This window comes from Ornithinimicrobium humiphilum, from assembly GCF_006716885.1.
GTDB classification, from domain to species: domain Bacteria; phylum Actinomycetota; class Actinomycetes; order Actinomycetales; family Dermatophilaceae; genus Ornithinicoccus; species Ornithinicoccus humiphilus.
The window spans coordinates 17482-41180 of the sequence record NZ_VFPU01000003.1; the positions used below are offsets into that span (position 1 = coordinate 17482).

The following is a 23699-nucleotide window of genomic DNA, read 5'->3' on the forward strand; positions in this document are numbered from 1 at the left end:
AAGCCGGCGCGCACCAGCTCCTGGTCGTCGACGAGGAACAGCCGCACGGGTCCGTCGCCGCTCACGCGTCCTCCTTCCACTCGGGTCGGGTCGAGGGTATGCCGTCGCGCGGGCCGACCGGGATCGTCGCCACGACCTCCCAGCCGCCGCGCGCCCGCGGGCCGGCGTGGACGGTGCCGTCGAGCACCTCGACGCGCTCGGTCATGCCGAGCAGGCCGTTGCCCAGACCGTCGCCGCGCGGGGCCGGCGGGTGGGGCGAGCCGCCGCCGTCGTCGGTGACCCGGACGAGCAGCACCGCGGGGGTGCGCAGCAGGTCGACGTCGACGGAGGCCTGCGGCCCGGCGTGCTTCATGACGTTGGTCAGCGCCTCCTGGACGACGCGGTAGGCCGCCAGGTCGATCTCCTTGGGCAGGTCGTCGACGGGGCCGCGGACCGCGAGGTGGACGGGCACGCCGGAGTCGCGGACGCGCTGCACCAGGTCGTCGAGGTGGGCCAGGCCCTGCAGCGGTGCGAGCTCGGCGCCGGAGCCCTCGTCGCGCAGCACGCCGACGAGACGCCGGGTGTCGGCGAGGGACGTGCGGGCGGTGTCGGCGAGCGTCTCGAAGGTCTGCACGGCGCGCTCGAGCGCGGCCCGGTCGCCGCCCTCGGACGGGGGCTGGGCGAGCGCCTGGCGCGCGGCGTAGAGCGCCCCGTCGGCCTGCACGACCACGACGGCGAGCGAGTGCGCGACGACGTCGTGCATCTCGCGGGCGATGGCCGCACGCTCGGACTGGGCGGTGAGGCGGGCACGCTGGGCCTGGTCACGGGCGAGCGCGGCGTTCTGCTGCTCGAGGCGGGCCACGACCGCGCGCCGGCGGCGCACGACGTCGCCCAGCACCCAGGCGACGAGCACGAACATGCTCATGAAGAAGGTCTGGAAGCCGATGGCCACCAGCTGCTGGGTGATCGGCTCGTAGCGCCAGCGCCAGTCGGCCCCCGCGATCAGCGCACCGACCAGGCCCAGGCCGAGCACCGTGAACGACTGCCGCCGGGTCCCGAAGGCCGCCGCGCTGTAGACCGCGATCGGCACGGCGACGTTGGCCGGGTGCGGCGAGTCGGTGAAGGCCACCTGCAGCAGGCAGGCGGCGGCGACGCCCGCGGCGGCCTTGAGCGGCTCGCGGCGACGCCAGAACAACGGCACGATCTGGAGCAGCCCGAGGACGAGCTCCCCGAAGCCACCGAACGCCGCGGTGAACAGCACCCACATCGACAGGGCAGCGACCATCACGACGTCGGGGACCCACGGGTGGGAGCGGACGTCGCGGGCCAGATCACGCAGCTCGTTCATCACGGGCGAGCCTACGGGCGCGCCCGGTGCGCGGGCGTCGGCCCGTGGGCTGGAGCGGCTACGACCGGGGTATGACGTGCAGGCCGAGCCCGGCCCCCGCGCCCCTCAGACCTCGAGCGCCCTCACGACCGGGACGCCGACGCGGTAGGGGATGTGCAGCCAGCTCGGGGCGTCGACCAGCGCGAAGTCGGCGCGCAGGCCGACCGCGATCCGCCCGACGTCGGTGCGGCGCAGCGCGGCGGCACCACCGGCGGTGGCGGCGCGCAGGGCCTCAGCGGGCGTCATACCCATCTCGCGCACGGCGAGCGCGATCATCAGCGGCATCGAGGAGGAGTAGCAGGTGCCGGGGTTGCAGTCGGTCGCGATCGCGACCTGCGCGCCGGCGCCGATCAGGCGGCGCGCGTCGGGATAGGGCTGGCGGGTCGAGAACTCCACGCCCGGCAGCAGGGTCGCGACCGTGCCGCTCCCCGCCAGCGCCTCGACGTCCGCGTCGGACAGGAAGGTGCAGTGGTCGACGCTCGCGGCGCCGAGCTCGACGGCCAGCTGCACGCCCGGGCCCTCGGAGAGCTGGTTGCCGTGCACCCGCAGCTCCAGACCGGCGGCGCGCCCGGCCTCCAGGACGCGGCGCGACTCCTCGCCGTCGAAGGCGTGCGGGCTCGCGGGCTCGCAGAAGACGTCGATCCACCGCGCGTGCGGGGCGCACGCCTCGAGCATCTCGCCGCACACCAGGTCGAGGTAGGCCGCCCGTCCGGCGGCGTCGCGACGGTCCGGCGGCACGACGTGGGCGCCGAGGTAGGTCACCTCGGTGGTGACCTCGCGGGCCAGACGCAGCGCGCGCACCTCGTCCTCGACGGTGAGGCCGTAGCCGCTCTTGACCTCGACGGTGGTGGTGCCCTGGGCGCGCATCTCCTGCACGCGGTGCTGCAGCAGGGTCCGCAGCTCGGGGTCGCTGGCGCTGCGGGTGGCCTCGACGGTGGTCGCGATGCCACCGCCGTCGTAGGGGGTGCCGGACATCCGCGCCGCGAACTCCGCCGAGCGGTCGCCGGCGAAGACCAGGTGGCTGTGGCTGTCGACGAAGCCGGGGACGACCGAGCGGCCCTCCAGGTCGATGGCCCAGTCGGCCGCGGGCGCGGCGGCGGCGTGGCCGACCCACTGCACGGTCGGCGCGCTGTCCTCGCCGCCGCCCCCGATCACGATCGCGGCGTCCCGCAGGACGCCCAGGCCGGCGTGCAGCGGGTCGGTGATGGCGCCCTCGACCTCCGGGTCGCCGGTGACGAGCTCCTTGATGCCGGTGATGAGCATGCTCATGGTGCGCTCAGCTGTCCTTCCACAGGGGGGTGATGGCGTCGTGCAGCAGGCGGCCGACGTCGCCGAGCCGGTGGCGGCCGGCCTCGACGACGACCTGCCCGTCGACGACGACGGTGTCGACGTCGGCGGCGGTCGCGGCCAGCAGGATCTGGTCGGGGTCGGCCCCGGCCGTGCGGACGGTGTCGTCGCGGACGGCGACGAGGTCGGCGCGCGCCCCGACCTCGAGGCGGCCGGCGTCTGCCCAGCCGATGCTCTCGTGCGCGGTGGCGGCGGCGAGGAGGTCGGCCGGGGCGATGCGGCCGCGCTGCAGGGTCGCGAGCCGCTCGTGCATCTCCAGCGCCCGCGCCTCCTCGATCAGGTCGACGACGGCGTGCTGGTCGGAGCCCAGCGAGATCCGGGCCCCGGCCTCGCGCAGCGCGACGGCCGGGCCGATGCCGTCGGCCAGGTCGCGCTCGGTCGTCGGGCAGAAGCAGGCCCACGAGCGGGCGCCGCCGAGCAGCGCGACGTCCTCGTCGGTCAGGTGGGTGGCGTGGACCGCCGACAGGTCGGGCCCGAGCACGCCCTCGTCGGCCAGCAGCCCGGTCGGGGTGCGGCCGTGGGCGGCGAGGCAGGCCTCGTTCTCGGCGGGCTGCTCGGAGAGGTGGATGTGCAGCGGTGCCTGACCGGCACCGGCCCCCCGCGCTCTCACCGTGTCCGCTACCGTCGCGAGCTGGTCGCGCGGCACGGCACGCACGGAGTGGATGGCCCCACCGACGCGGACGTGCGCGGCGCCGCCGTCGAGGTGGTCGCGCAGGTCCTCGACCCGCAGCGCCCAGGCCGTCGCGTCGCCGTCGCCGAAGCGCAGCTGCGGGCCCTCGAGCTCGCGGTAGCCGTCGGCGCCGAGTCCGCCGGTGAGGTAGCAGGTGTCGAGCAGCGTCAGCCGGATCCCGGCGTCGGCCGCGGCCTGCACGAGCGCCGCGCCCATCGCGTTGGGGTCCATGTAGCGCGCGCCGCCCGGACCGTGGTGCAGGTAGTGGAACTCCCCCACCGCGGTGACCCCGGCCAGCGCCATCTCGGCGTAGGCGGCCCGGGCGAGCGCGAGATAGCTCGACGGGTCGAGCCGCGCGGACACGGCATACATGCCCTCGCGCCAGGTCCAGAAGGTGCCGCCGCCCCCGTGGGTGCGCCCGCGCAGGGCGCGGTGGAAGGCGTGGCTGTGGGCGTTGGCGAGGCCGGGCAGGACGACGCCGGGCAGCCGGTGGTCGCCGGGCTCGGCCGGGCGGCCGGTCTCGACGGCCACGAAGCGCCCGCCTTCGACGGTGAGCCGGACGTCACGGGCGAGGCCTCCGGGCAGGTGCGCGGCGGAGGCGGCCCAGGTCGTGCTCACCGGCGGACCCCGTCGGTCACGGTCGCCAGGCCGTCGATGCGGTCGACGACCTCCTCGAGCGCCAGCTCGCCGGTGTCGAGCACGAGGTCGGCGCCCCGGCGCAGCAGCGGCTCGAAGTCCTCGGTGTCCATCCGCACCCGCTCCAGCTCGCCAGGGTCCTTGCCGAAGTCGTTGCCGGGGCGCGTCATCAGGCGCTCCTGCATGACCGGCCACGGTGCCGTCAGCAGGACGACGGCGTCGACGAACGGGTAGAGCGTCTCCTGGCCCTCGCCCGTCGCGGCGACCACGAGCGGGCGGTCGTTGCGGGGCTGGCGCAGGATCGCCTCGATCTCGGGCAGGCGCAGCTCGGTGCGGTCGGGGTACTCGTCGACGAGCCCGTCGACGTCGGTGTCCACCGTGCGCCACCCTCGCTCGCGCAGCGCCTCGAGCACCGTCGACTTGCCGGTGCCCGACATGCCGGTGAGCAGCACCTTGGTCACGCCGCGCCCTCCGTCGTCAGGTCCTGGACGCACGCGGCCAGCGCCTCGACGCCGGCGTGGCAGTCGTCGGCCTCGGCGTGCTCCGCGGGGCTGTGCGAGACGCCCGTGGGGTTGCGGACGAAGAGCATCGCGCTCGGCACCCCGGCCGTGGCGAGGATGCCGGCGTCGTGCCCGGCACCGGTGCCCAGGACGGGCGCGCTCACGGCGGCGTCGCGGTCGAGCACCCGGCGCAGCCGCTCGCTCAGCGCCGCGTCGAAGCGGGTGGTGGGCGTCCAGCTCTCCTGGGTGACCGTGGCACCCATCTCGCCGGCGCGGGCGGTGAGCTCCTCGACCATCGCCACCACCTGGTCCTCGTCGGCGCCTCGCGCGTCGAGCCAGCCGGTGACGTGCGAGGGTATGGCGTTGACGCCGCCGGGGGTGACGTGCACCTTGCCGACGGTGGCGACGCAGCCGCGCTGGGTGGCGACGTGGCGGGCGCCGAGCACGAGGTCGGCGTAGCCGAGCATCGCGTCGCGACGGTCGACCAGCCGTGTGGTGCCGGCGTGGTTGGCCTCGCCGGGGAAGTCGAAGCGCCAGCGGCCGTGCGGCCAGATGTCGCTGGCGACGGCGACCGGGGCGTCCAGGTCGACGAGCGCCCGGCCCTGCTCGACGTGGAGCTCGACGAAGGCGCCGATGCGGCCCAGCGTCTCGGGGTCGGGGCCGAGCTCGGCGGGGTCGCGGCCGGCGGCGCGCAGGGCGTCGGCGTAGGTCGTGCCGTCGGCGTCGGTCAGCGCCAGCGCCCGCTCGGGGGCGAGCTGGCCGGTGAGCACCCGCGAGCCGGCGCAGGCGATGCCGAAGCGGGCGCCCTCCTCGTCGACGAAGTTGGTCACGGCGACCGGCACCTGCGGGGTCACGCCCGCGGCGCGGAGCAGGTCGACCGCAGCGAGCGACGACACCACCCCGAGCGGGCCGTCGAAGGCACCACCGTCGGGGACCGAGTCGAGGTGGGAGCCGATCACCAGCGCCTTGCGACCGGCCGCGACGGCCTCGTCGACGGTGCCCGGCCCGTCCCACCACCAGCCCCACTGGTTGCCCACGCGGTCTGTCGTCAGGTCGAGGCCGCGACGGGCGCACTCGGCCGCGAACCACTCCCGCAGGGTGTGGTCATCCGCGGTCCAGGCGAAGCGGCGGTAGCCGCCGCTGCTCGCCCGTCCGACCGGCTCGAGGTCGGACCACATGGAGTCGAACGCTGTGCTGCTCGCTCGGGTCGTCACGCCTCCGACTCTAGGAGGCGGGGCCTCTCGCGGGTCGCCCGACCTGTCGGCAGCGTCCGGGATGCGAGACGGGACCGGTCAGGCCGGCTCCGCGGCGCTCAGCCGCGCCGTGATGGTCGAGCACTCCACGCAGACGTCCTCGGGCACCACGCCGGCCTTCATGAGCCAGCCGAAGATCACGCAGCCGACGCACAGCCCGGCGAAGGCCTCGAGCGCCGGGAAGACCGCCATGACCACGGCGATCGCCACGACCCCGGTGATCAGCCAGCCCGCCCCGGTCGCCAGGTGCGCGAGCCACAGGACGGAGGCGGCGACCGTCATGGTCGCGCCGATGGCGGCGGCGAAGCGCTTGGGCGTGCCGGCGGTCGGGTGGGGCAGCGCCGTCACGCGGGGCCGGACCACCGCGGAGACGAAGCGTGCGACCGGGCTGGCCTTCGGGCCGAGGGCGGCGCGGAGGGTGAAGTCGACGGCGAGCGGCAGGAAGAGCCACCACTGCTGGAGGGCGAGGCTCGCCAGGACCACGACGAGGACGACGCCGGCGATGAGGCGGACGGTGACGTCGTCGACGACGGCGGGGAATCGGGACTGCATCTTCATATTATGCAGCCTCCAACCCCGAGTTATGCAATCGCGCCGTCCGACCGCATCAGGATGGCGCGGGTAGCGTGGCGGCATGAGCGAGGAACGCGCCCTGGCCGCGGTCGTCAGCAGCGGCCTGGAGTATGCCGTCACCCGCCACGGCCGCGTCGGCTCGCTGGCCGAGGCGGCCGAGGCCCGCGGCGTCGAGCCGCGCGACATCGTCAAGACCCTGGTCGTGCGCCGCGGCGAGGACGACTACCTCTTCGTGCTGGTCCCGGGCGACCGGGAGATCTCCTGGCCCAAGCTCCGCGCGGTGCTCGGCGTCAACCGGTTGTCGATGCCGGACGCCGAGGTGGCGCGCGAGGTGACGGGCTACGAGCGCGGCACGATCACGCCCTTCGGCGCGACGACGGCCTGGCCGGTCGTCGCCGACGAGACGCTCGCCGGCGACGCGGAGCGGCAGATCTCCCTCGGCGCCGGCGCCCACGGCGTCGCCGTGACGGTGACGGCCGAGGCGGCCCTGGCCTACTGGAAGGCGCAGGTGGCCGACGTCACGGAGCCGTCAGCGGGTCGCTGACCGTCGACCGGCGACGCGCGCGGTCACGACGACCGTGCACCCCGTCGTAGAGACCGGCGGCGAGCACGCCATACATGGGGGCGTAGCCGATCTGGGCGAGCAGCAGGCCGAGCACGACCGGGCCCACCCCGACGCCGAGGTCGATCATGAAGTAGTGGGTGGAGATGGCCACGCCCATCCGGTGCCGCGGCACCCGGGTGACGGCGACCGTCTGCAGGGCCGACATCAGCGTGCCGAAGCCCAGGCCCATGAGACCGCCGGCGAGCACGAGGACCAGGTCCGAGCCCGCCACGGCGAGCAGGCCGAGGCTGAGCGCGAAGGCGACGATCGCGATGTAGACCACGAGGTTGTCGCCGCGGCGGTCCTGCAGCGGGCCGAGGACGATGCGGGCGACGAAGAGCACGACGGCGTAGGCCAGGAAGAAGACGCTGGCGCCGGTCTCGAGGCCCTTGTCGGCGGCGTAGGAGTTGAGGTAGGTGAGCACGCCGGAGTAGCCGACGGCCATGACGAGCATGAAGGTGGCGACGGGCAGCACCTGCGGGTGGAGCATGTCGCGCGGCGAGAAGCGCTTGAGGCGGGCGCGCTCGAGGGGTCGAGCTCGGGCTCGCGCGTGCGCGGGGGAACGGGTCTGAACCTCTCTTATCGCACGCGTCCGGGGATATTCCCGGGTCCCCGTCAGCGCTTGCTGACGTCGGGCAGGGTCCGCGCCACCGCGACCCCGACGCCGCCCAGCACCGCGAGGAAGACGAGGGCCACGACCGGCCCGAGCACCGCCAGCCCGCCCGAGACCGCGCCGACGACGAGCAGCAGCACGCCGATCGCGGTGTTGGACACCGCGACGTAGCGCGTGCGCCTCTCCTCCCCCGCCATGTCGACGACGTAGGTCTTGCGGGCGACCCGCACGCCGGTGTGCGCCAGCGCCAGCAGCAGGTAGGTCGTGGGGTAGAGCCACAGCCACGCGCCACCGCCGGAGGCCGGGCCCAGGTGCAGGAGCAGGAAGAGGACGAGCAGCACGGTCGCGGCCCCCGCGGCCCAGGTCATCAGCCGCTGCGACGACCGGTCGGCCAGCCGCCCGAAGATCCGGCCGCCCAGCAGGCCTGCCACGCCCTGGGCGACGACGAAGGGGCCCAGCCCCGACAGGCCGGTCTCCCCCGCCTGCGCGGCGAGGGTGACGACGAAGGGCGGCGCCAGGGCCGAGACGAGCAGCAGCCCGCGGGCCAGCACGAAGCGCCGGAACGGCCCGTCGTCGCGCAGCAGCTGCCAGGACGAGGCGACCCAGCCCTCCGCCGGCGGCTCGACCGGCTCGACCTCCGGCTCTCGGACCCCGGCGAAGACGATCAGCGCGAGCACCCAGGCCACCGCCGCCGCGGCGAGCAGCAGCGCGAGCACGTGGACCGAGACGTCCGAGCCGCCGAGGATCCGGATGCCGAGGCCGAGGGTGATCGCGACGGCGCCGGCAAAAAGTGTGGAGATGCCGTTGATCTGCCCACGCTCCCCCTTGGGCACCGTGCGGCCCAGCACGTCCTTGCCGGCGAGGGAGTTGAGCGAGCGGGCGAGCGCGAAGACCGCCAGGAAGAGGACGACCGTGACGCCCGCGGCCCAGCCCGAGAGTGCGGCGACGGCGCACGCCATACCCGCCGTGGCGAGGGCCTGGCCCGCGGCGCCCCAGAGCCAGAAGTGGCGGCGGCGGGGCGAGCGCTGCAGCACCGGCGACATCGCGGCCTGCGGCAGCATCGAGCCCGACTCGCGGACCGGCACGAGGAGGGCGAGGAAGGGGGCGGGCGCGCCGACCGCGGTGAGCGCCCAGGGCAGCACCGTCTTGGCGTTGACGACCTCGTCGCCCACCGACTGCAGGGTGTTGGCCGCGATCTGGCGCAGGCCGGCGGCACCGGTCCGGCGCTGCTCCTCGGGAGTCTGGTCGGAGCGGTCGGCGCGGACGAGCCGCTGGTAGACGCGGACGGACGTGGTCACGCCGTCATGGTGCCCCACCGCCGGGGGCCGGTCCCGTCCGGGCGGCCCGCGGGGTGGCCAGCAGCATGCCGCCGATGACGAGCACGCCGCCGAGCAGCTGGACGAGAGTCGGCGGGCGGCCCAGCACCGCCGAGATCAGCACGGTGAAGACGGTGACGAGGTTCATCGAGGTCGCGGCGGTGCCGGGCGAGACCCGCGGGACGGCCCAGTTCCAGCACAGGTAGGCGCCGATGGACGGGAAGACGACGATGTAGAGCAGGCCCCACCAGGTCGAGGACTCCGAGGGCAGCTGGAGCCCGGAGACCGCGACGACGGGGGCGAGGGCGAGCGTGACGAGCGCGGCCTGCGCGGCGGTCGCGGCCAGCGGCGGCAGCGTCAGGCGGCGGCCCGCGAGCGTGTAGACGGTCCAGGCCGCGACGGCCCCGAGCATGAGCAGGTCGCCCGGGTTGAGGCGCAGCCCGAGCAGCCGGTCGAGGTCGCCCTCGGTGAGCACGAGCAGCACCCCGACCAGGCCGAGGCCCACGCCGAGCCAGCCGCGGCGGGCGACCCTGGCCTGGCCGAGGAGGACGGCGGCGACGACGATCGCGGCGGGGTTGACCGCGTTGACGATCGAGGCGTTGACCGCGGAGGTATGGCGCAGCGCCAGGTAGAGCAGGAACGGATAGGCACCGAGGCCGACCAGCCCGACGGCGAGGAGGGTCCGCCACCGGCGCAGCAGCGCCCGCCAGTCGGGCCGCTCGACCAGGTGTGCGAGCACCAGGAGCGGCACGACGGCGGGCGCCCACCGCAGCCAGGTCATCGACAGCGGGTCGAGGCGGCGCACGACCTGCTCGCCGACGAGGTAGTTGCCCGCCCAGAAGAGCGCCGCGAGGGCGAGGAGCAGGACGGGCGGCACCCTCAGAGGGTAGGGGGAGCTAGAAGAGCCAGAGCGCCAGGGGGATGGCGAGCACGAGGCTCAGCACCACCCGGACGAACCAGATGACCAGCAGCTTCGGGATCGAGATCGGGAGCTGCGTCCCGAGCAGGCTGGGCACCATCGCCGAGAAGAAGATGACCTGCGAGACGCAGACCACGGCGACGACGAACTTCACCGACATCGCCGACCCGGCCACCAGCGCCGCCGGCAGGAACATCTCCGAGACGCCCAGCGCCGCGGCCTTGGCCACGAGCATCGGCTCGGGGATCTGCAGCGCCCAGGTCACCGGGTAGAAGAGGTAGCCCAGCCAGTCGAAGACGGGGGTGTACTTCGCCAGCACCAGGCCGATCAGGCCCACCGAGAGGATCGAGGGCAGGATCGCCATCGCCATGAGCAGGCCGTCCTTGAGGTTGGCCAGGACCGTCCGCCCGATGCCGGGGTCGGCGGCCACCGTGGCCCGCGCCTCCTGCCAGGCGGTCGCCAGCCGCGAGCCCTCGGGATCGGTCTCGGGCTGCGGGGTGGCGCCCTCGGCATACTCCTCGGGCTCGCGCGACAGCGGCCAGATCCGCACCGAGATCGCGGTGACGAGAAAGGTGATGACCAGCGTGGACCAGAAGTAGAGCGTCCAGTGGCCCATGAGGTCGAGCGCCTTGGCGACGACGATCATGAAGGTCGCCGAGACCGTCGAGAAGCCGGTCGCGATGACCATCGCCTCGCGGCGGTTGTACTTGCCCTCCAGGTAGACCCGGTTGGTGATGAGCAGCGCGAGCGAGTAGGACCCGACGAAGCTGGCGACCGCGTCGATGGCCGAGCGACCGGGCGTGCGGAAGAGCGGCACCATGATCGGCCGCACCATCACGCCGACGAACTCCATGAGCCCGTAGCCGACGAGCATCGCCAGGAAGACCGCGCCGATCGGCACGAGCAGCCCGACGGGCACGACCAGCGAGTTGAGCAGGAACGGCCCCATGTCGTCCTCGAAGAGCCACGCCGGGCCGACCTCGAGGACGAGCATGACCCCGACGACGAGGCCGACCACCCGCAGCACGGAGAAGACGGTCGTGGTGCGGTTGCGCCGCCAGGTGCCGCTCACCCACGGGTATGCCGCACCCGCCGCGATGAGGAGGAGGGCGTACCAGGGCAGCGCCGCCGGGACCGTCTCCCGGAGCCAGCTGACGATGTGGTCGAGCGGGATCGTGCTGCGCTCCCCGATCGTGATCGGCACGAAGAACATGACGATCCCGATCGCGGACAGCACGAAGAACTTCCACATCTGCGGCCGGGCGGTCTCGACCTTCCCCCCGAGATCCGTGGTCATGCCGGCTCGCCCTCCCGCATCGGGACGCGGACGCCGCGCTCCTGCGCGACCGCCTCGGCCTCGGCATATCCCGCGTCGACGTGGCGGATGACGCCCATGCCGGGGTCGTTGGTGAGGACGCGCTCGAGCTTCTGGGCGGCGAGCTCGGTGCCGTCGGCGACCGAGACCTGACCGGCGTGCAGAGAGCGGCCGATGCCGACGCCGCCGCCGTGGTGCAGCGAGACCCACGAGGCGCCCGAGGCGGTGTTGACCAGGGCGTTGAGCAGCGGCCAGTCGGCGATCGCGTCGGAGCCGTCGATCATGCCCTCGGTCTCGCGGTAGGGGCTGGCGACCGAGCCGCAGTCGAGGTGGTCGCGGCCGATGACGATCGGGGCCGAGACCTCGCCGCTGGCGACCATCTCGTTGAAGCGGGCGCCGGCCTTGTCGCGCTCGCCGTAGCCGAGCCAGCAGATGCGCGCCGGGAGGCCCTCGAAGGCGACCTTCTCGCGGGCTCCGCGGAGCCACTTCTGCAGGTGGTCGTTCTCCGGGAAGAGGTCCATCACGGCCTTGTCGGTCGCGTAGATGTCCTTCTCGTCGCCGGAGAGCGCGGCCCAGCGGAAGGGGCCCTTGCCCTCGCAGAAGAGCGGGCGGATGTAGGCCGGGACGAAGCCCAGGAAGTCGAAGGCGCGGTCGTAGCCGCCCTTGCGGGCCTCGTCGCGGATGCTGTTGCCGTAGTCGAAGACCTCGGCGCCGCCGTCGAGGAAGCCGACCATGGCCTCCACGTGCTTGGCCATGGAGGCCTGGGCACGGTCGGTGAACTCCTCGGGCTTCTTCTCGGCGTACTCGTGCCACTCCTCGAGGCTCACGCCGACCGGCAGGTAGGACAGCGGGTCGTGGGCCGAGGTCTGGTCGGTGACGACGTCGATCTCGACGCCGCGGCGCAGCAGCTCGGGGAAGACCTCGGCGGCGTTGCCGACGACGCCGACGGAGACGGCCTCCTTGTCGGCCTTGGCGCGCAGCACGCGCTCGACGGCGGAGTCGAGGTCGGGGGCCACCTCGTCGAGGTAGCGGCTCTTGACCCGGCGGCGCAGGCGCGACTCGTCGACGTCGACGATGAGGCAGGTGCCGCCGTTGAGGGTGACGGCCAGCGGCTGCGCCCCGCCCATGCCGCCGCAGCCGCCGGTCAGGGTCAGCGTGCCGGCGAGGGTGCCGCCGAAGCGCTTGGCCGCGACGGCCGCGAAGGTCTCGTAGGTGCCCTGCAGGATGCCCTGCGTGCCGATGTAGATCCACGAGCCGGCGGTCATCTGGCCGTACATCGTCAGGCCCAGGTGCTCGAGGCGGCGGAACTCCGGCCAGTTGGCCCAGTCGGGCACGAGGTTGGAGTTGGCGATGAGCACGCGCGGCGCCCACTCGTGGGTGCGGAAGACACCGACCGGGCGACCCGACTGCACGAGCATCGTCTCGTCCTCGCGCAGGTCGGTGAGCGTGCGCACCATCGCGTCGAAGCTCTTCCAGTCGCGCGCGGCGCGGCCGGTGCCGCCGTAGACGACCAGGTCGTCCGGACGCTCGGCCACCTCGGGGTCGAGGTTGTTCATGAGCATCCGCAGGGGGGCCTCGGTGGCCCACGAGCGAGCGGTGAGGGTGGTGCCGCGGGCGGCACGGACCGGGCGGGCGCCTTCCATGGAGGTCTCCTTCGACGAGGTATACGGTGGACTACCTCCCATTCGACCGGCCGCGGGGTGGCCCGTCGAGGCTCCGAGCGGAGCGTCCGTCTCGGATGTCAGACGTGAGGTTGGTCGACCGAGAGGACGGCGTCGTCGATCGCGTCGCGCCGGCGCACGAACCACCGGGGCAGCAGCCACCGGGGCATCCAGGCGAGGCTGACCAGCCCGACGAGCCACAGCAGCAGGGCGGGGACCCCGAGGACGAGCGCCACGGCCGGACGATCCAGCGCCGGCAGCGCGATGGTGGTGAGCAGGGCGGCGAGGCCGAGCCAGAGCATCGCGAAGATCCAGCGCGGCGACGGCCAGAAGGTCGTCACCCAGCTCCTGGCCACGCCGAGGTAGCCCAACGCCCCCGCGCCGACGAAGAGCAGGGAGCAGGCGGTCAGGACCCAGGTCAGCTCGCTCATCAGGTGAGCCACTGTCGCACGAGCGGGACGAAGTGGTGGGTCGTGGTTGTCATGACCGCCACGATCCACCACTGTGTTTCGGGCCGGACGTGGTCGAGCCTCTCTCCGGGGCGGGTCAGACCTGTGGACAACTGGTGTCCGCCCGTCGCTCGTCCGGGCAGCATCGCGGGATGGACCTCACCCGCCTCGCCCGCAGGCAGCAGGGCGTCGTCAGCCGCGAGCAGGCGTTGGGCTGCGGCATGACGCCGGCCCAGATCAAGTGGCGGCTCACCCGCGGCGACTGGAGGACGATCCACCGGTGCGTCTACCTGACCAACAGCGGGAAGGTGGAGTGGAAGGCGCGCGCCCGGGCAGCCCTCCTGCGCGCCGGCCCGGGCAGCGCGCCGGCGCTGGAGTCCGCGGCCCACCTCTGGGGGCTCGAGCGCGCGGCACCGACGACGATCACGGTGGCCGTGCCGAGACAGCGTCATCGCCTGCCGGTCGCCGGGATGGAGGTCGCCGGCGCATCCAGGTGGACGCCGTGAACGCGGGCGGGCTGCCGGCCACGGGATTGGCCGTCACGGTCATCGACCTCGCCGACCGCCAGAGCTGCTCGGCGGACGCCGCCGTGGCCCTCGCTGCCCGCGCCTGCCAGACGCACTTCGTCGACGGCCACACGCTGCTCCACGAGCTGGAGTCCCGCGCACGCCACCGGCTCCGCCACCAGCTGCGCCTTGCCCTCTGGGAGGTGGCCGACGGGGCCGAGAGCCTGCCCGAGACCTGGTTCGAGGGCCGGGTCCGCGCGCCGCACGGCATACCCCCCTTCGCACGGCAGGCGAAGCAGCCGGACCGCACGCGCACCGACCTCAGGTCCGCGGAGTTCCGCGTCAACGTCGAGATCGACGGGCGCCTCTGGCACGCCGGCGAGCGGTTCCACCACGACCGGAGGCGCGACCGCAGGGCCGCCGGCCGCGGCGAGATCACGCTCCGGGTCACGCCGCTGGAGCTCGACCAGACGCCGTGCGAGGTGGCGAGCGACCTCGCGCTCGCCCTCCGCCAGCGCGGCTGGACCGGACGCCCGCACCGGTGCTCGCCGTCCTGTCCCGTCCAGGCCGTTTCCTAGCGAGGCCGCCAAACGCAGTGGTGGTTCGTGGTCGTCATGACGACCACAAACCACCACTGTGATTGCGCTGAAGGGGAACCAGCGCCACGCCCCCTCAGGCCAGCGGCCCGGCGACCTCCTCGGCGGCGGCGCGCACGCGGCCGTCCAGCACGAGGTCGACGACCGACTCGATCTCGGGCGAGAGGAAGCGGTCCGGACCCGGACCCTCCACCCCCGCCTCGCGCAGCAGCCGCACGACCGCACCGGTCGCGGGGGCCGGCGCGAGCGGCGCGCGCAGGTCCAGCGCGCGGGCGGCCGTGAGCACCTCGATGCCGAGCACGCGGGCCAGGCCGTCGACGGAGCGGCGCAGCTTGCGGGCGGCGTTCCAGCCCATCGAGACGTGGTCCTCCTGCATGGCCGAGGACGGGATCGAGTCGACGCTGGCCGGGGCCGCGAGGCGCTTGAGCTCGGAGACCACGGCGGCCTGGGTGTACTGAGCGATCATCAGGCCCGAGTCGGTGCCCGGGTCGTCCGCCAGGAAGGGCGGCAGGCCGTGGTTGCGCGCGACGTCGAGGAACCGGTCGGTGCGACGCTCGGCGATGCTCGCCACGTCGGCCGTCACGACCGCGAGGAAGTCGAGGACGTGCGCCACGGGGGCACCGTGGAAGTTGCCGTTGGACTCCACGCGGCCGTCGAGCGTGACGACCGGGTTGTCGACGGCGGCGGCCAGCTCGCGGTCGGCGACCATCCGCGCGTGGTCGCAGGTGTCGCGGGCCGAGCCGTGGACCTGCGGGGAGCAGCGCAGCGAGTAGGCGTCCTGGACCCGGGTGCAGGCCTCCGTCCGGTGGCTCTCGCGGATCGCGCTGCCGGCCATCACCGTGCGGATGTTGGCGGCCGAGGCGGCCTGGCCGGGGTGCGGGCGCAGCGCCTGCACGTCGGCGGCGAAGACGTCGTCGGTGCCCAGCTGGCCCTCGACGCTCATCGCCGCGGCGACGTCGGCGGTGGCGAGCAGGGTGCCGAGGTCGTGCAGCGCCAGCACGAGCATGCCGAGCATGCCGTCGGTGCCGTTGATGAGCGCCAGCCCCTCCTTCTCGCGCAGCTCCACGGGCGAGATGCCGGCGGCGGCGAGCGCCTCGGCCGCCGGGAGCAGCGTGCCGGACGCGTCGCGCACGGACCCCTCGCCCATGACCGCGAGCGCGCAGTGCGCCAGCGGGGCCAGGTCGCCGGAGCACCCCAGCGAGCCGTACTCGTGCACGACCGGGGTGATCCCGGCGTCGAGCAGCGCGGCATACGCCTGGGCGGTCTCGAGCCGCACGCCGGTGCGCCCGGTGGCCAGGGTCGACAGGCGCAGCAGCATCGTGGCCCGCACGACCTCGCGCTCGACCTCGGGGCCCGAGCCGGCGGCGTGGCTGCGCACGAGGCTGCGCTGCAGCTGGGCGCGCTTCTCCGGCGGGATGCTGGTGGTGGCGAGGGCGCCGAAGCCGGTCGAGATGCCGTAGTGCGCCTCGCTGTCGTCGGCCAGGCCCTCGATGATCCGGCGGGTCGCGGCGATCCCCTCGACGGCGGCGTCGGAGAGGCGGACGCGGGCGCCGTGCCGGGCGACGGCCACGACGTCCTCGTGGCTCAGCGGTCCGACGTCGACGACGACCTCGGACGGAGCGGTGGGAGACGGAAGACGGGTCATGGCGCTACTCCACACGATCCCGGTATGCCGTCGCGCCCCGGATGCTCGTCTTGCGTCTCGCATGACAGACGCTGCGGGGGCAGGGCGCCGGGGGTGCGCCGGAGGCCCGGGCCGCCGTCCGGCAGGTAGGGGGACCCTGGCGGCTGTCCGGAAGCCCGCACTACGCTCGGTCGCAGACGGCCCGACCACTGGGGCCGCGCCCACAGGAGGCCATCATGAGCCAGTTCGACGACCTGCTCGCCGCCCTTCCCGTCTCCCAGCTCGCCGCCCGCGTCGGCGCGGACGAGGCCGAGACGGAGCAGGCGGTGCGCCAGCTGCTGCCCGCCCTCGTCGGAGGTATGCAGCTCAACGCGCAGGATCCGCAGGGCGCCGAGTCCCTGGCCGGGGCGCTCCGCCGCCACGAGGCCTCCCCCGTCGTCGACGGCGGGGTGAACCTCGACCAGGTCGACCCCGAGGACGGCCGCAAGATCGTCGGGCACGTCTTCGGCGACAACACCGACGTCGTGGTGAACCGCCTCGGCGCGACCGGCGGGGCCAGCAACGACCTCGTCAAGAAGCTCCTGCCGATCCTCGCCCCGATCGTGCTGTCCTGGCTGGCCAAGCGCGTCGGCGGCCAGCTGCCCGGCGGCGCGGCCGCGGGCGGTGCCGGTGGCGCCGGCGGTGGCATCCTCGGTGACCTGCTCGGCGGGATCCTCGGCGGCGCCGGCGGTGGCGCGGGCAAGGCCGGCGGTCTCGACGACCTGCTCGGCAGCATCCTCAAGGGGCGCTGAGCTCCGGGGCCTCCCGGCCTCGCATCCCTCGATCGACCGGTCGGCACCGCCGGCCCTCCCCGTCGGGCCCGGCTACAGCAGCCCGGCCCGGCGGGCCGCCCGACGCGCCGTCGCGGGCACGACGCAGACAAAGCGCTCCAGCACGACCCGGGTGTCGTCGCCGAGCACCTCGCCCTCCGCCAGCTCGGCGGCCAGCGTCGTGCGCACGGTCCGCCGCCACGACTCCAGCGAGTGCTCGCCCTCGCGCCGGGCGTGCTCGGCGTCGACGTCGCCCAGCCGTGCGACCTGCACGTGCGTCGTGCGGATCAGCGCGCGCGGGCGCTCCTGGCCGTCGAGGACGATCGACAGCAGCCCGGGCTCGGGCAGCGCGACGTCGACGGCGGTCCGGACCAGGGTGTCGCCCGACGCCTCGACGGGACGGGACTCCTCCAGGGCCGCCTGCCGCTGCGCCTCCTCCTCGTAGGACGACAGCAGGCTCGACGTCGCGGTCCGGGCCCCCGCGAGCACCTGCTCGACGAAGCGGTCCGACTCCTGCGGCGTCGACCCGTAGGACCACGCGGGCGGCGGCACCACGCTCGACGCGCTGGCCCCGATGTAGGACTCGACCGGGTTGAGGCCGCCGCGCACCCGCGCGTCGGCCCAGAAGCGGCTGATCTCGGCGTCGTCCATGGCACCGAACCCTAGACGGCCGCGCGACGGCATACTGGCGCGGTGGCCAACGCACCCGCTGCAGCGCACGCGCTCGACGTGCTCATGCTGCTGGCCCGGCACGCCACCCCGCTGCCCGCCGCGACCGTCGCCCGCGAGCTCGGGCTGCCGCGCTCGACGACCTACCACCTGCTCGCGGTCCTCACCGACCGCGGCTTCGTGGTGCACCTGCCCGAGGAGCGCCGCTACGGCCTCGGGGTGGCGGCCTTCGAGCTGGGCTCGGCCTACACCCGGCACGCCCCGCTGCAGCGCCTCGCCCGCCCTGTGCTCGCGCGGCTGGCCGACACGACGGGCCACAACGCCCACCTCGGCGCGTTGCACGGGCGCGACGTCGTCTACCTCATCGAGGAGCGCGTCGCGGGCCGCCCCTCGCTCGTCTCCGACGTCGGCGTCCGTCTCCCGGCCTCCCTCACGGCGACCGGGCTGGCCATCCTCGCCGCCCTCCCACCGGCCCAGGTCCGCGCGCTCTTCCCCTCCGCCGACGCCTTCGTGCAGCGGCACGGGGTCGGCCCGACGTCGCTGACCACGCTGCGGCCGCTGCTGACCGAGACCCGCACCCGGGGCTACGCCCTGGAGCAGGGCTTCGTCACCCCCGGCCTCGACTCGGTCGCCACCGCGGTGCTCGACCACTCCGGGCACCCCGTCGCCGGCGTCGCCGTCACCGCGGAGCGGGTGCACCTCACGCCGGAGGTCCGGGACGAGGTCGTGACCCAGGTGCGGCGCGCGGCGGCCGAGATCTCCCGCCGGCTCGGGCACCGCCGCGGCTGAGCGGGCACCCGACCCCTCCCCGCGTCGCACCCCCGGGAGCCCGCGGGTAGCGTGACCGGGCGCGGACGACCTCCGCCCGCGCCGTCCCGGGAGAGGAGCGCGGTGACCGGTTCGGTGCTGCTGATCTGCGCCGTCGTCCTGCTCGGCGGACTGCTCCAGCGCGTCGCGGGTATGGGGATGGGCATGGTCGTCGCACCGCTCGCCACCCTGCTGCTCGGCCCGGTCACGGGCGTGACCGTCAGCAACGCGGCGGCCGTCGTCGTCGCCCTGCTCGTGCTGGGCGCGCTGCGCCGGCACGTCGACTGGCGGGGCTTCCGCCGGCTGGCGCCGCTCATCGTCCTGGGGTCGATCGGCGGCGCGCTGGCCGTGCGCTCGACCCCCAAGTCCTGGCTCGACATCCTCGTCGGCGGCAGCGTGCTGCTGGCACTGGTCGGGAGCGCCGTCCTCGCCCGCCGCACGACGCTCGGCCGGGGCGGGATCGCCGGCGTCGCCACCGGGCTCGTCGCCGGCTTCATGAACACGGCCGCGGGCGTCGCCGGCCCGGCGATGAAGGCCTACGCCCTGGCCACCCGGTGGGACCAGCGCAGCTTCGCCGCAACCCTGCAGCCGGTCTTCCTCGTCGCGAACGCCTCCTCGGTGGTCACCAAGATGCTCGTCGGGGCCGGGCCCGACCCCGGGCTGGTGCCGTGGTGGTCCTGGCCCGCGCTCGCCGTCGCGGCGCTGCTGGGCGTGCAGCTCGGCCGACCCGTGTCGCGCCGGCTCTCGATGCGGACCGCCGCTCGCATCGCCACCGCCGTCGCGCTCACCGGCGCGGTGACGGCGCTGGTCCGCGGCCTGGTCACGCTCTAGCCGAGTCGATCGCGCTCGCCCCGGCGCCCCCGCGTCACTACCGTCGGGGCGCATGGACATCCTCTGGGGCCTCGGGGGCATGGTCGCCCTCATCGCGCTCGGCCTGCTGCTCTCCTCCAACCGCCGCGGGGTGCGCTGGAGGACCGTGCTGACCGCCCTGGCCATCCAGGTCGCCATGGGGGTGCTCGTCCTCTACTGGCCCGCCGGCCAGGCCGCGCTGCGCGCCGTCTCCGAGGGTGTCCAGGCGGTCATCAACTCGGCCAACGCGGGCATCGGCTTCCTCTTCGGCCCGGTGCTGCCGCAGGGCGAGGACGCCGGCGTGGTCTTCGCCTTCCAGGTGCTGCCGGTCATCATCTTCTTCGCCTCGCTCACCGCGGTGCTCTACCACTTCGGCATCCTGCAGGTCGTCGTCGAGAAGCTCGGCGCCGCGCTCGGCTGGGCGCTGGGCACCCGCAAGGCCGAGTCGGTCAACGCCGCGGCCAACATCTTCGTCGGCCAGACCGAGGCCCCGCTGGTCATCCGCCCCTATCTCGGCGGGCTGACGCGCTCGGGCCTCTTCGCCGTCATGGTCGGTGGCCTGTCGACCGTCGCCGGCTCGGTGCTCGTCGGCTACTCCCTGCTCGGCGCCCCGCTGGAATACCTCATCGCCGCCTCCTTCATGGCGGCCCCCGGAGCGCTCATGATGGCCAAGCTGCTCGAGCCGGAGACCGAGCCCGAGGAGCACGAGGAGACCGACGACGACGGCATCAACGACGAGAACGAGTCGGACGAGGGCGACGCCCCACCCGACGAGTCCGAGCCGGACGAGGACGACGTCGCGGGCATGGAGTACCGCAACGTCATCGACGCCGCCGCCTCCGGTGCGGCGGACGGCCTCAAGCTCGCGCTGAACATCGGTGCGATGCTGCTGGCCTTCATCTCGCTCATCGCCCTCATCAACCTGCTGCTCGGCGTCGTCGGTGGCTGGTTCGGCCAGCCCGACCTGACCTTCGAGCAGCTGCTGGGCTACGTCTTCGCGCCGGTCATGACGGCCATCGGCGTGCCCTGGGCCGAGGCGACCAGCGCGGGCAGCTTCGTCGGGCAGAAGGTCGTCGTCAACGAGTTCGTCGCCTTCAGCAACTTCGCGCCGGCGATCGAGGAGTTCAGCCCCAAGACCGCCGCGATCGTCACCTTCGCGCTGACCGGCTTCGCCAACCTCGGCTCGCTGGGCATCCTGCTCGGTGGCCTGGGCGGGCTGATCAAGGACCGACGCAAGGAGATCGCGCAGCTCGGCCTGCGCGCGATCGCGGCCGGCACGCTGGCCAACCTCATGAGCGCGACCATCGCGGGCATCCTGATCGGCTGACCGCCGACGGGCTCTCTAGGGTGGACGCATGCGCGCCATCACGATCAACGAGCCCGGTGACCCCGACGTCCTCGTCCCGGCCGAGGTCGACCCGCCCGTGCCCGGCGAGGGCGAGGTGCTCGTCGACGTCGTCGCCGCGGGCGTGAACCGCGCGGACGTCCAGCAGCGCAAGGGCTACTACCCCCCACCCAAGGGCGCCTCCCCGCTGCCGGGCCTCGAGGTCAGCGGCACGATCGCCGCGCTCGGCCCGGGCACCGACGACGCCGGCTGGGCGGTCGGCGACGAGGTCTGCGCGCTCCTCGCCGGTGGTGGGTATGCCGAGCAGGTGGCCGTGCCCGTGGGCCAGCTGCTGCCCGTCCCGTCCGGCATCAGCCTCGCGGACGCCGCCGCGCTGCCCGAGGTCGCCTGCACGGTCTGGAGCAACCTCGTCCTCGAGGCCGGCCTGGGCGAGGGCGAGACGGTCCTGCTCCACGGCGGCTCCAGCGGCATCGGCACCATGGCGATCCAGGTCGCCCGCCAGCTCGGCGCGCGCGTCGCCGTCACGGCCGGCTCCGCGGACAAGCTCGAGGCCTGCCGCGAGCTGGGCGCCGACGTGCTCGTCAACTACCGCGAGCAGGACTTCGTCGAGGAGGTGCGGGCCGCGACCGACGGCCGCGGCGCCGACGTCATCCTCGACGTGGTCGGGGCCAAGTACCTCGCCCGCAACGTCGACGCCCTCTCCCCGGACGGGCGGCTGGTGGTCATCGGGCTGCTCGGCGGCACCAAGGCCGAGCTCAACCTGGGTCAGCTGCTCTCCAAGCGCGGCCGGGTCATCGCCACCTCGCTGCGCTCGCGCTCCACCGCGGGCAAGGCCGAGATCGTCGCGGCGGTGCGCGAGCACGTCTGGCCCTGGATCGAGGCCGGCGCGGTGCGGACCGTCATCCAGTCGCGCTACCCGCTCGAGCAGGCCGCCGAGGCCCACCGCGAGATGGAGGCCTCCGGCCACGTCGGCAAGATCCTGCTCGACGTCCGCGCCTAGACCCCCGGGGCGGCTTCGCGCCCTCAGCCCTGCGCGCCGTCCCTCAACCGCCCCGTCCGCGGTGGCTGCGCCGACCGGGCGAGCGCGGCCATGATGCCGAAGGTGTCGCGGTCGGCCTCGGCGAGCTGCTCGGGCGTGAACCACTGCGCCTTGCGCGCCTCGGTGGCCAGCTCCAGCTCGGGACGGGTCTCGAGCTCGACGCGGAAGACGACGTCGACGACCTGGTTCTCCGGGTCGACCCGCACCGTCACCGGCTCGCCGGGGTCGATGTCGAGGCCGACCTCCTCGGCCACCTCGCGGCGCACCGCGTCGGCCGGCTCCTCGTGCTTGCCCAGCAGCCCGCCCGGCAGGCTCCATCCCTCGCGGTGCGGCTGCCACAGGAAGAGCACGGCCCCGTCGTGCTCGAGGACGCAGACCGCCCCCACGGTGTAGCTCGGCGATCCCACCCGGACCGCGGCCCGCTTGAGCGGCGTCGGCAGCACCCGGAAGCCCACCAGGGCGGCGGTCCCCGCCTTGCGCCGCATCGTCTGCCAGTCCACTGGTTCAGCCAACCACACGACCGGCCCGGACGAGCCCCCGACGACCCCGCTCAGAGCGAGGCCGCCAGCGCCCTCCCCACCTGCCGCCCGCCGAAGAGGCAGCCACCCAGGAAGGTCCCCTCGAGCGAGCGGTAGCCGTGCATCCCGCCCCCGCCGAAGCCGGCCACCTCGCCGGCGGCCCAGAGCCCCGGCACCGGGGTGCCGTTCGCGGCGAGCGCCCGCCCGTCGAGGTCGGTCTGGACCCCGCCGAGCGTCTTGCGCGTGAGCACCCGCAGGCGGACCGCGACGAGCGGCCCGTGCTTCGGGTCGAGGAAGCGGTGCGGCGGCGCGGTGCGCACGAGCCGGTCGCCGCGCGAGCGCCGGGCCGCCCTGACCAGCGCGGTCTGCACGTCCTTGCCGTAGTCGTTGGTCAGCTCGCGGTCACGCGCCTCGACGAGCCGCCGCAGCTCGGCGGCGTCGACCAGCGACGACCCGGTGAGCGCGTTCATCCGGGCCGCCAGCTCCTCCACGGTGTCGGCCAGCACCACGTCGGCGCCGGAATCGACGAAGCGCTGCACCGGAGCGGGCACCCCCGTCGTGACCCGGCCCAGCACCTGCCGCACCGACCGCCCGGTCAGGTCGGGGTTCTGCTCCGAGCCGGAGAGGGCGTACTCCTTGCCCAGGATCGTCGTCGTCGCCACGAACCAGGAGTGGTCGTGCTCCGGGGCCGCGGTCCGCAGGTGCGCCAGCGTGCCGAGGGTGTCGAAGCCGGGCAGGCACGGGAAGGGCAGCCGCCGCCCCAGCGCGTCGAGCCACAGCGAGCTCGGCCCCGGCAGGATGCGTATGCCGTGCCCCGGCCAGACGGGCGAGTGGTTGGGCAGGCCCTCGACGTAGTGCCACATCCGGTCGCGGTTGACCAGCCGCGCGCCGACCGCCTCGACGGGGTCGAGCATCGAGCCGTCGACGTAGGCCGGGACACCGGTGACCATCTCGACCGGCGGGGTGCCCAGCCGGTCCGGCCACCACCGGCGCACGAGGTCGGCGTTGGCGCCGATGCCGCCGCTCGTCACGACCACCGCCTGGGCCGACAGCTCGAAGGTGCCCACCACCTCCCGGCCGGACGGGGCCCCGCGCTCGACCTCGGCCCCGCCGAGGACGTCGCCGCGGACGCCGGTGACGGCCCCGTCGGTGACGACCAGGCCGGTGACGCGGTGCCGTCCGCGCAGCTCGACCAGGCCCTGCTCGACCCCGTCGCGCACCGCCCGCTCGAAGGGCTCGACGACGCCCGGCCCGGTGCCCCAGGTGATGTGGAAGCGCGGCACCGAGTTGCCGTGCCCGGTGGCGCTGCCGTCGCCCCGCTCTGCCCAGCCGACGACGGGGAAGAGCCCGATCCCCTTCTCGCGCAGCCAGGACCGCTTCTCCCCCGCCGCCCACGCGACATACGCCCGGGCCCACTCCCGGCCCCACCGGTCCTGCGCGTCCGGCCCCTCCAGCCGGTCGAAGCCGGCGCTGCCGGTCCAGTCCTGCCAGGCCAGCTCCTCGCTGTCGCGGATGCCCATCCGGCGCTGCTCGGGGCTGTCGACGAGGAAGAGCCCGCCGAAGCTCCACCAGGCCTGCCCGCCGAGGTGGGTGGTCGACTCCTGGTCGACGAGCACCACCCGACGGCCGGCGGCGACCAGCTCGGAGGTGGCCACCAGCCCGGCGAGTCCTGCCCCGACCACCACGACGTCAGCGTCCATGCCCGGGAGGGTAGC

The 23699-nt window shown here is 74.4% G+C and carries 24 protein-coding genes; 8 read left to right on the forward strand and 16 right to left on the reverse strand.

What is annotated here, in order from left to right:
* Positions 1 to 61: 61 nt before the first annotated feature.
* The 6 genes from FB476_RS15195 to FB476_RS15220 all read right to left on the reverse strand — a co-directional run bounded on the left by FB476_RS15195 (position 62) and on the right by FB476_RS15220 (position 6324).
* Complete coding sequence (locus FB476_RS15195) at positions 62 to 1327, reverse strand: sensor histidine kinase (RefSeq protein ID WP_141820963.1); 1266 nt, start codon at positions 1325 to 1327, stop codon at positions 62 to 64.
* Between the two features lie 105 nt (positions 1328 to 1432).
* On the reverse strand, positions 1433 to 2635 hold the full coding sequence (hutI, locus tag FB476_RS15200; RefSeq protein WP_141820965.1) for an imidazolonepropionase: 1203 nt from the start codon (positions 2633 to 2635) through the stop codon (positions 1433 to 1435).
* A 7-nt stretch (positions 2636 to 2642) separates the two neighbouring features.
* Positions 2643 to 4001 carry a formimidoylglutamate deiminase gene (locus FB476_RS15205; RefSeq protein ID WP_141820967.1) on the reverse strand — a complete coding sequence of 453 codons (1359 nt, stop codon included), beginning with the start codon at positions 3999 to 4001 and terminating at the stop codon, positions 2643 to 2645.
* The gene (locus FB476_RS15210; protein ID WP_202877055.1) at positions 3998 to 4480 is read right to left on the reverse strand and encodes an AAA family ATPase; all 483 of its coding nucleotides are present in this window, start codon (positions 4478 to 4480) and stop codon (positions 3998 to 4000) included. The genes FB476_RS15205 and FB476_RS15210 overlap by 4 nt, the downstream gene beginning before the upstream one ends.
* Entirely contained in the window at positions 4477 to 5733 is a 1257-nt protein-coding gene (locus tag FB476_RS15215; protein ID WP_272949405.1) for an allantoate amidohydrolase, read from the reverse strand. Before FB476_RS15215 ends, FB476_RS15210 begins: the two co-directional genes overlap by 4 nt.
* Positions 5734 to 5811: 78 nt before the next feature.
* Positions 5812 to 6324 (reverse strand): DUF4395 domain-containing protein, encoded by a 513-nt coding sequence (locus FB476_RS15220; protein WP_141820969.1) that lies wholly within the window; start codon positions 6322 to 6324, stop codon positions 5812 to 5814.
* A gap of 82 nt (positions 6325 to 6406) precedes the next feature.
* On the opposite strand from FB476_RS15220, the gene FB476_RS15225 reads away from it, so the two are divergent.
* Positions 6407 to 6889: an aminoacyl-tRNA deacylase gene (locus FB476_RS15225; protein ID WP_141820971.1), complete on the forward strand. Its 483-nt coding sequence runs from the start codon at positions 6407 to 6409 to the stop codon at positions 6887 to 6889.
* On the opposite strand, the gene FB476_RS15230 is transcribed toward FB476_RS15225, so the two are convergent.
* From FB476_RS15230 to FB476_RS15255, 6 genes are all read right to left on the reverse strand, one after another.
* Positions 6864 to 7568 carry an MFS transporter gene (locus FB476_RS15230; RefSeq protein WP_337678363.1) on the reverse strand — a complete coding sequence of 235 codons (705 nt, stop codon included), beginning with the start codon at positions 7566 to 7568 and terminating at the stop codon, positions 6864 to 6866. The genes FB476_RS15225 and FB476_RS15230 overlap by 26 nt on opposite strands.
* Positions 7565 to 8860 carry an MFS transporter gene (locus tag FB476_RS15235; protein ID WP_141820975.1) on the reverse strand — a complete coding sequence of 432 codons (1296 nt, stop codon included), beginning with the start codon at positions 8858 to 8860 and terminating at the stop codon, positions 7565 to 7567. The genes FB476_RS15230 and FB476_RS15235 overlap by 4 nt, the downstream gene beginning before the upstream one ends.
* 4 nt (positions 8861 to 8864) lie before the next feature.
* Complete coding sequence (locus FB476_RS15240) at positions 8865 to 9755, reverse strand: DMT family transporter (RefSeq protein ID WP_141820977.1); 891 nt, start codon at positions 9753 to 9755, stop codon at positions 8865 to 8867.
* A 19-nt stretch (positions 9756 to 9774) separates the two neighbouring features.
* Positions 9775 to 11094, reverse strand: a complete 1320-nt coding sequence (locus tag FB476_RS15245; protein ID WP_141820979.1) for a YjiH family protein — start codon at positions 11092 to 11094, stop codon at positions 9775 to 9777.
* Positions 11091 to 12755, reverse strand: coding sequence for a urocanate hydratase (gene hutU, locus FB476_RS15250; protein ID WP_141820980.1), 1665 nt, complete (start codon positions 12753 to 12755; stop codon positions 11091 to 11093). Before hutU ends, FB476_RS15245 begins: the two co-directional genes overlap by 4 nt.
* A gap of 98 nt (positions 12756 to 12853) precedes the next feature.
* Entirely contained in the window at positions 12854 to 13204 is a 351-nt protein-coding gene (locus FB476_RS15255) for a hypothetical protein (protein ID WP_141820983.1), read from the reverse strand.
* Positions 13205 to 13374: 170 nt separating this feature from the next.
* On the opposite strand from FB476_RS15255, the gene FB476_RS15260 reads away from it, so the two are divergent.
* Positions 13375 to 13728: a type IV toxin-antitoxin system AbiEi family antitoxin domain-containing protein gene (locus tag FB476_RS15260; RefSeq protein ID WP_141820985.1), complete on the forward strand. Its 354-nt coding sequence runs from the start codon at positions 13375 to 13377 to the stop codon at positions 13726 to 13728.
* Positions 13725 to 14306: a hypothetical protein gene (locus tag FB476_RS15265; RefSeq protein ID WP_141820987.1), complete on the forward strand. Its 582-nt coding sequence runs from the start codon at positions 13725 to 13727 to the stop codon at positions 14304 to 14306. Before FB476_RS15260 ends, FB476_RS15265 begins: the two co-directional genes overlap by 4 nt.
* Positions 14307 to 14400: 94 nt before the next feature.
* Here the strand turns inward: FB476_RS15265 and hutH are convergent, their stop codons facing one another.
* Positions 14401 to 15969 (reverse strand): histidine ammonia-lyase, encoded by a 1569-nt coding sequence (gene hutH / locus FB476_RS15270; RefSeq protein WP_141820989.1) that lies wholly within the window; start codon positions 15967 to 15969, stop codon positions 14401 to 14403.
* Between the two features lie 215 nt (positions 15970 to 16184).
* Here hutH and FB476_RS15275 point away from each other — a divergent pair, with 215 nt between their 5' ends.
* Entirely contained in the window at positions 16185 to 16739 is a 555-nt protein-coding gene (locus FB476_RS15275) for a DUF937 domain-containing protein (protein WP_141820991.1), read from the forward strand.
* 72 nt (positions 16740 to 16811) lie between these two features.
* Here the strand turns inward: FB476_RS15275 and FB476_RS15280 are convergent, their stop codons facing one another.
* Positions 16812 to 17408 (reverse strand): ASCH domain-containing protein, encoded by a 597-nt coding sequence (locus FB476_RS15280; RefSeq protein ID WP_170233687.1) that lies wholly within the window; start codon positions 17406 to 17408, stop codon positions 16812 to 16814.
* Between the two features lie 42 nt (positions 17409 to 17450).
* Between FB476_RS15280 and FB476_RS15285 the strand changes: the two genes are divergently transcribed.
* From FB476_RS15285 to FB476_RS15300, 4 genes are all read left to right on the forward strand, one after another.
* A complete protein-coding gene (locus FB476_RS15285) occupies positions 17451 to 18215 on the forward strand; it encodes an IclR family transcriptional regulator (RefSeq protein WP_141820994.1) in 765 nt (254 codons plus the stop codon).
* 102 nt (positions 18216 to 18317) lie between these two features.
* The gene (locus tag FB476_RS15290; RefSeq protein ID WP_141820996.1) at positions 18318 to 19064 is read left to right on the forward strand and encodes a sulfite exporter TauE/SafE family protein; all 747 of its coding nucleotides are present in this window, start codon (positions 18318 to 18320) and stop codon (positions 19062 to 19064) included.
* Between the two features lie 52 nt (positions 19065 to 19116).
* Positions 19117 to 20409, forward strand: a complete 1293-nt coding sequence (locus tag FB476_RS15295) for a NupC/NupG family nucleoside CNT transporter (protein ID WP_141820998.1) — start codon at positions 19117 to 19119, stop codon at positions 20407 to 20409.
* 28 nt (positions 20410 to 20437) lie between these two features.
* Positions 20438 to 21427: an NAD(P)H-quinone oxidoreductase gene (locus FB476_RS15300; RefSeq protein WP_141821000.1), complete on the forward strand. Its 990-nt coding sequence runs from the start codon at positions 20438 to 20440 to the stop codon at positions 21425 to 21427.
* 23 nt (positions 21428 to 21450) lie between these two features.
* Here FB476_RS15300 and FB476_RS15305 read toward each other — a convergent pair whose 3' ends face one another.
* A complete protein-coding gene (locus FB476_RS15305) occupies positions 21451 to 21966 on the reverse strand; it encodes an NUDIX domain-containing protein (RefSeq protein ID WP_141821002.1) in 516 nt (171 codons plus the stop codon).
* A gap of 50 nt (positions 21967 to 22016) precedes the next feature.
* Entirely contained in the window at positions 22017 to 23684 is a 1668-nt protein-coding gene (locus FB476_RS15310; protein WP_141821004.1) for an FAD-binding dehydrogenase, read from the reverse strand.
* Between the last annotated feature and the right edge of the window lie 15 nt (positions 23685 to 23699).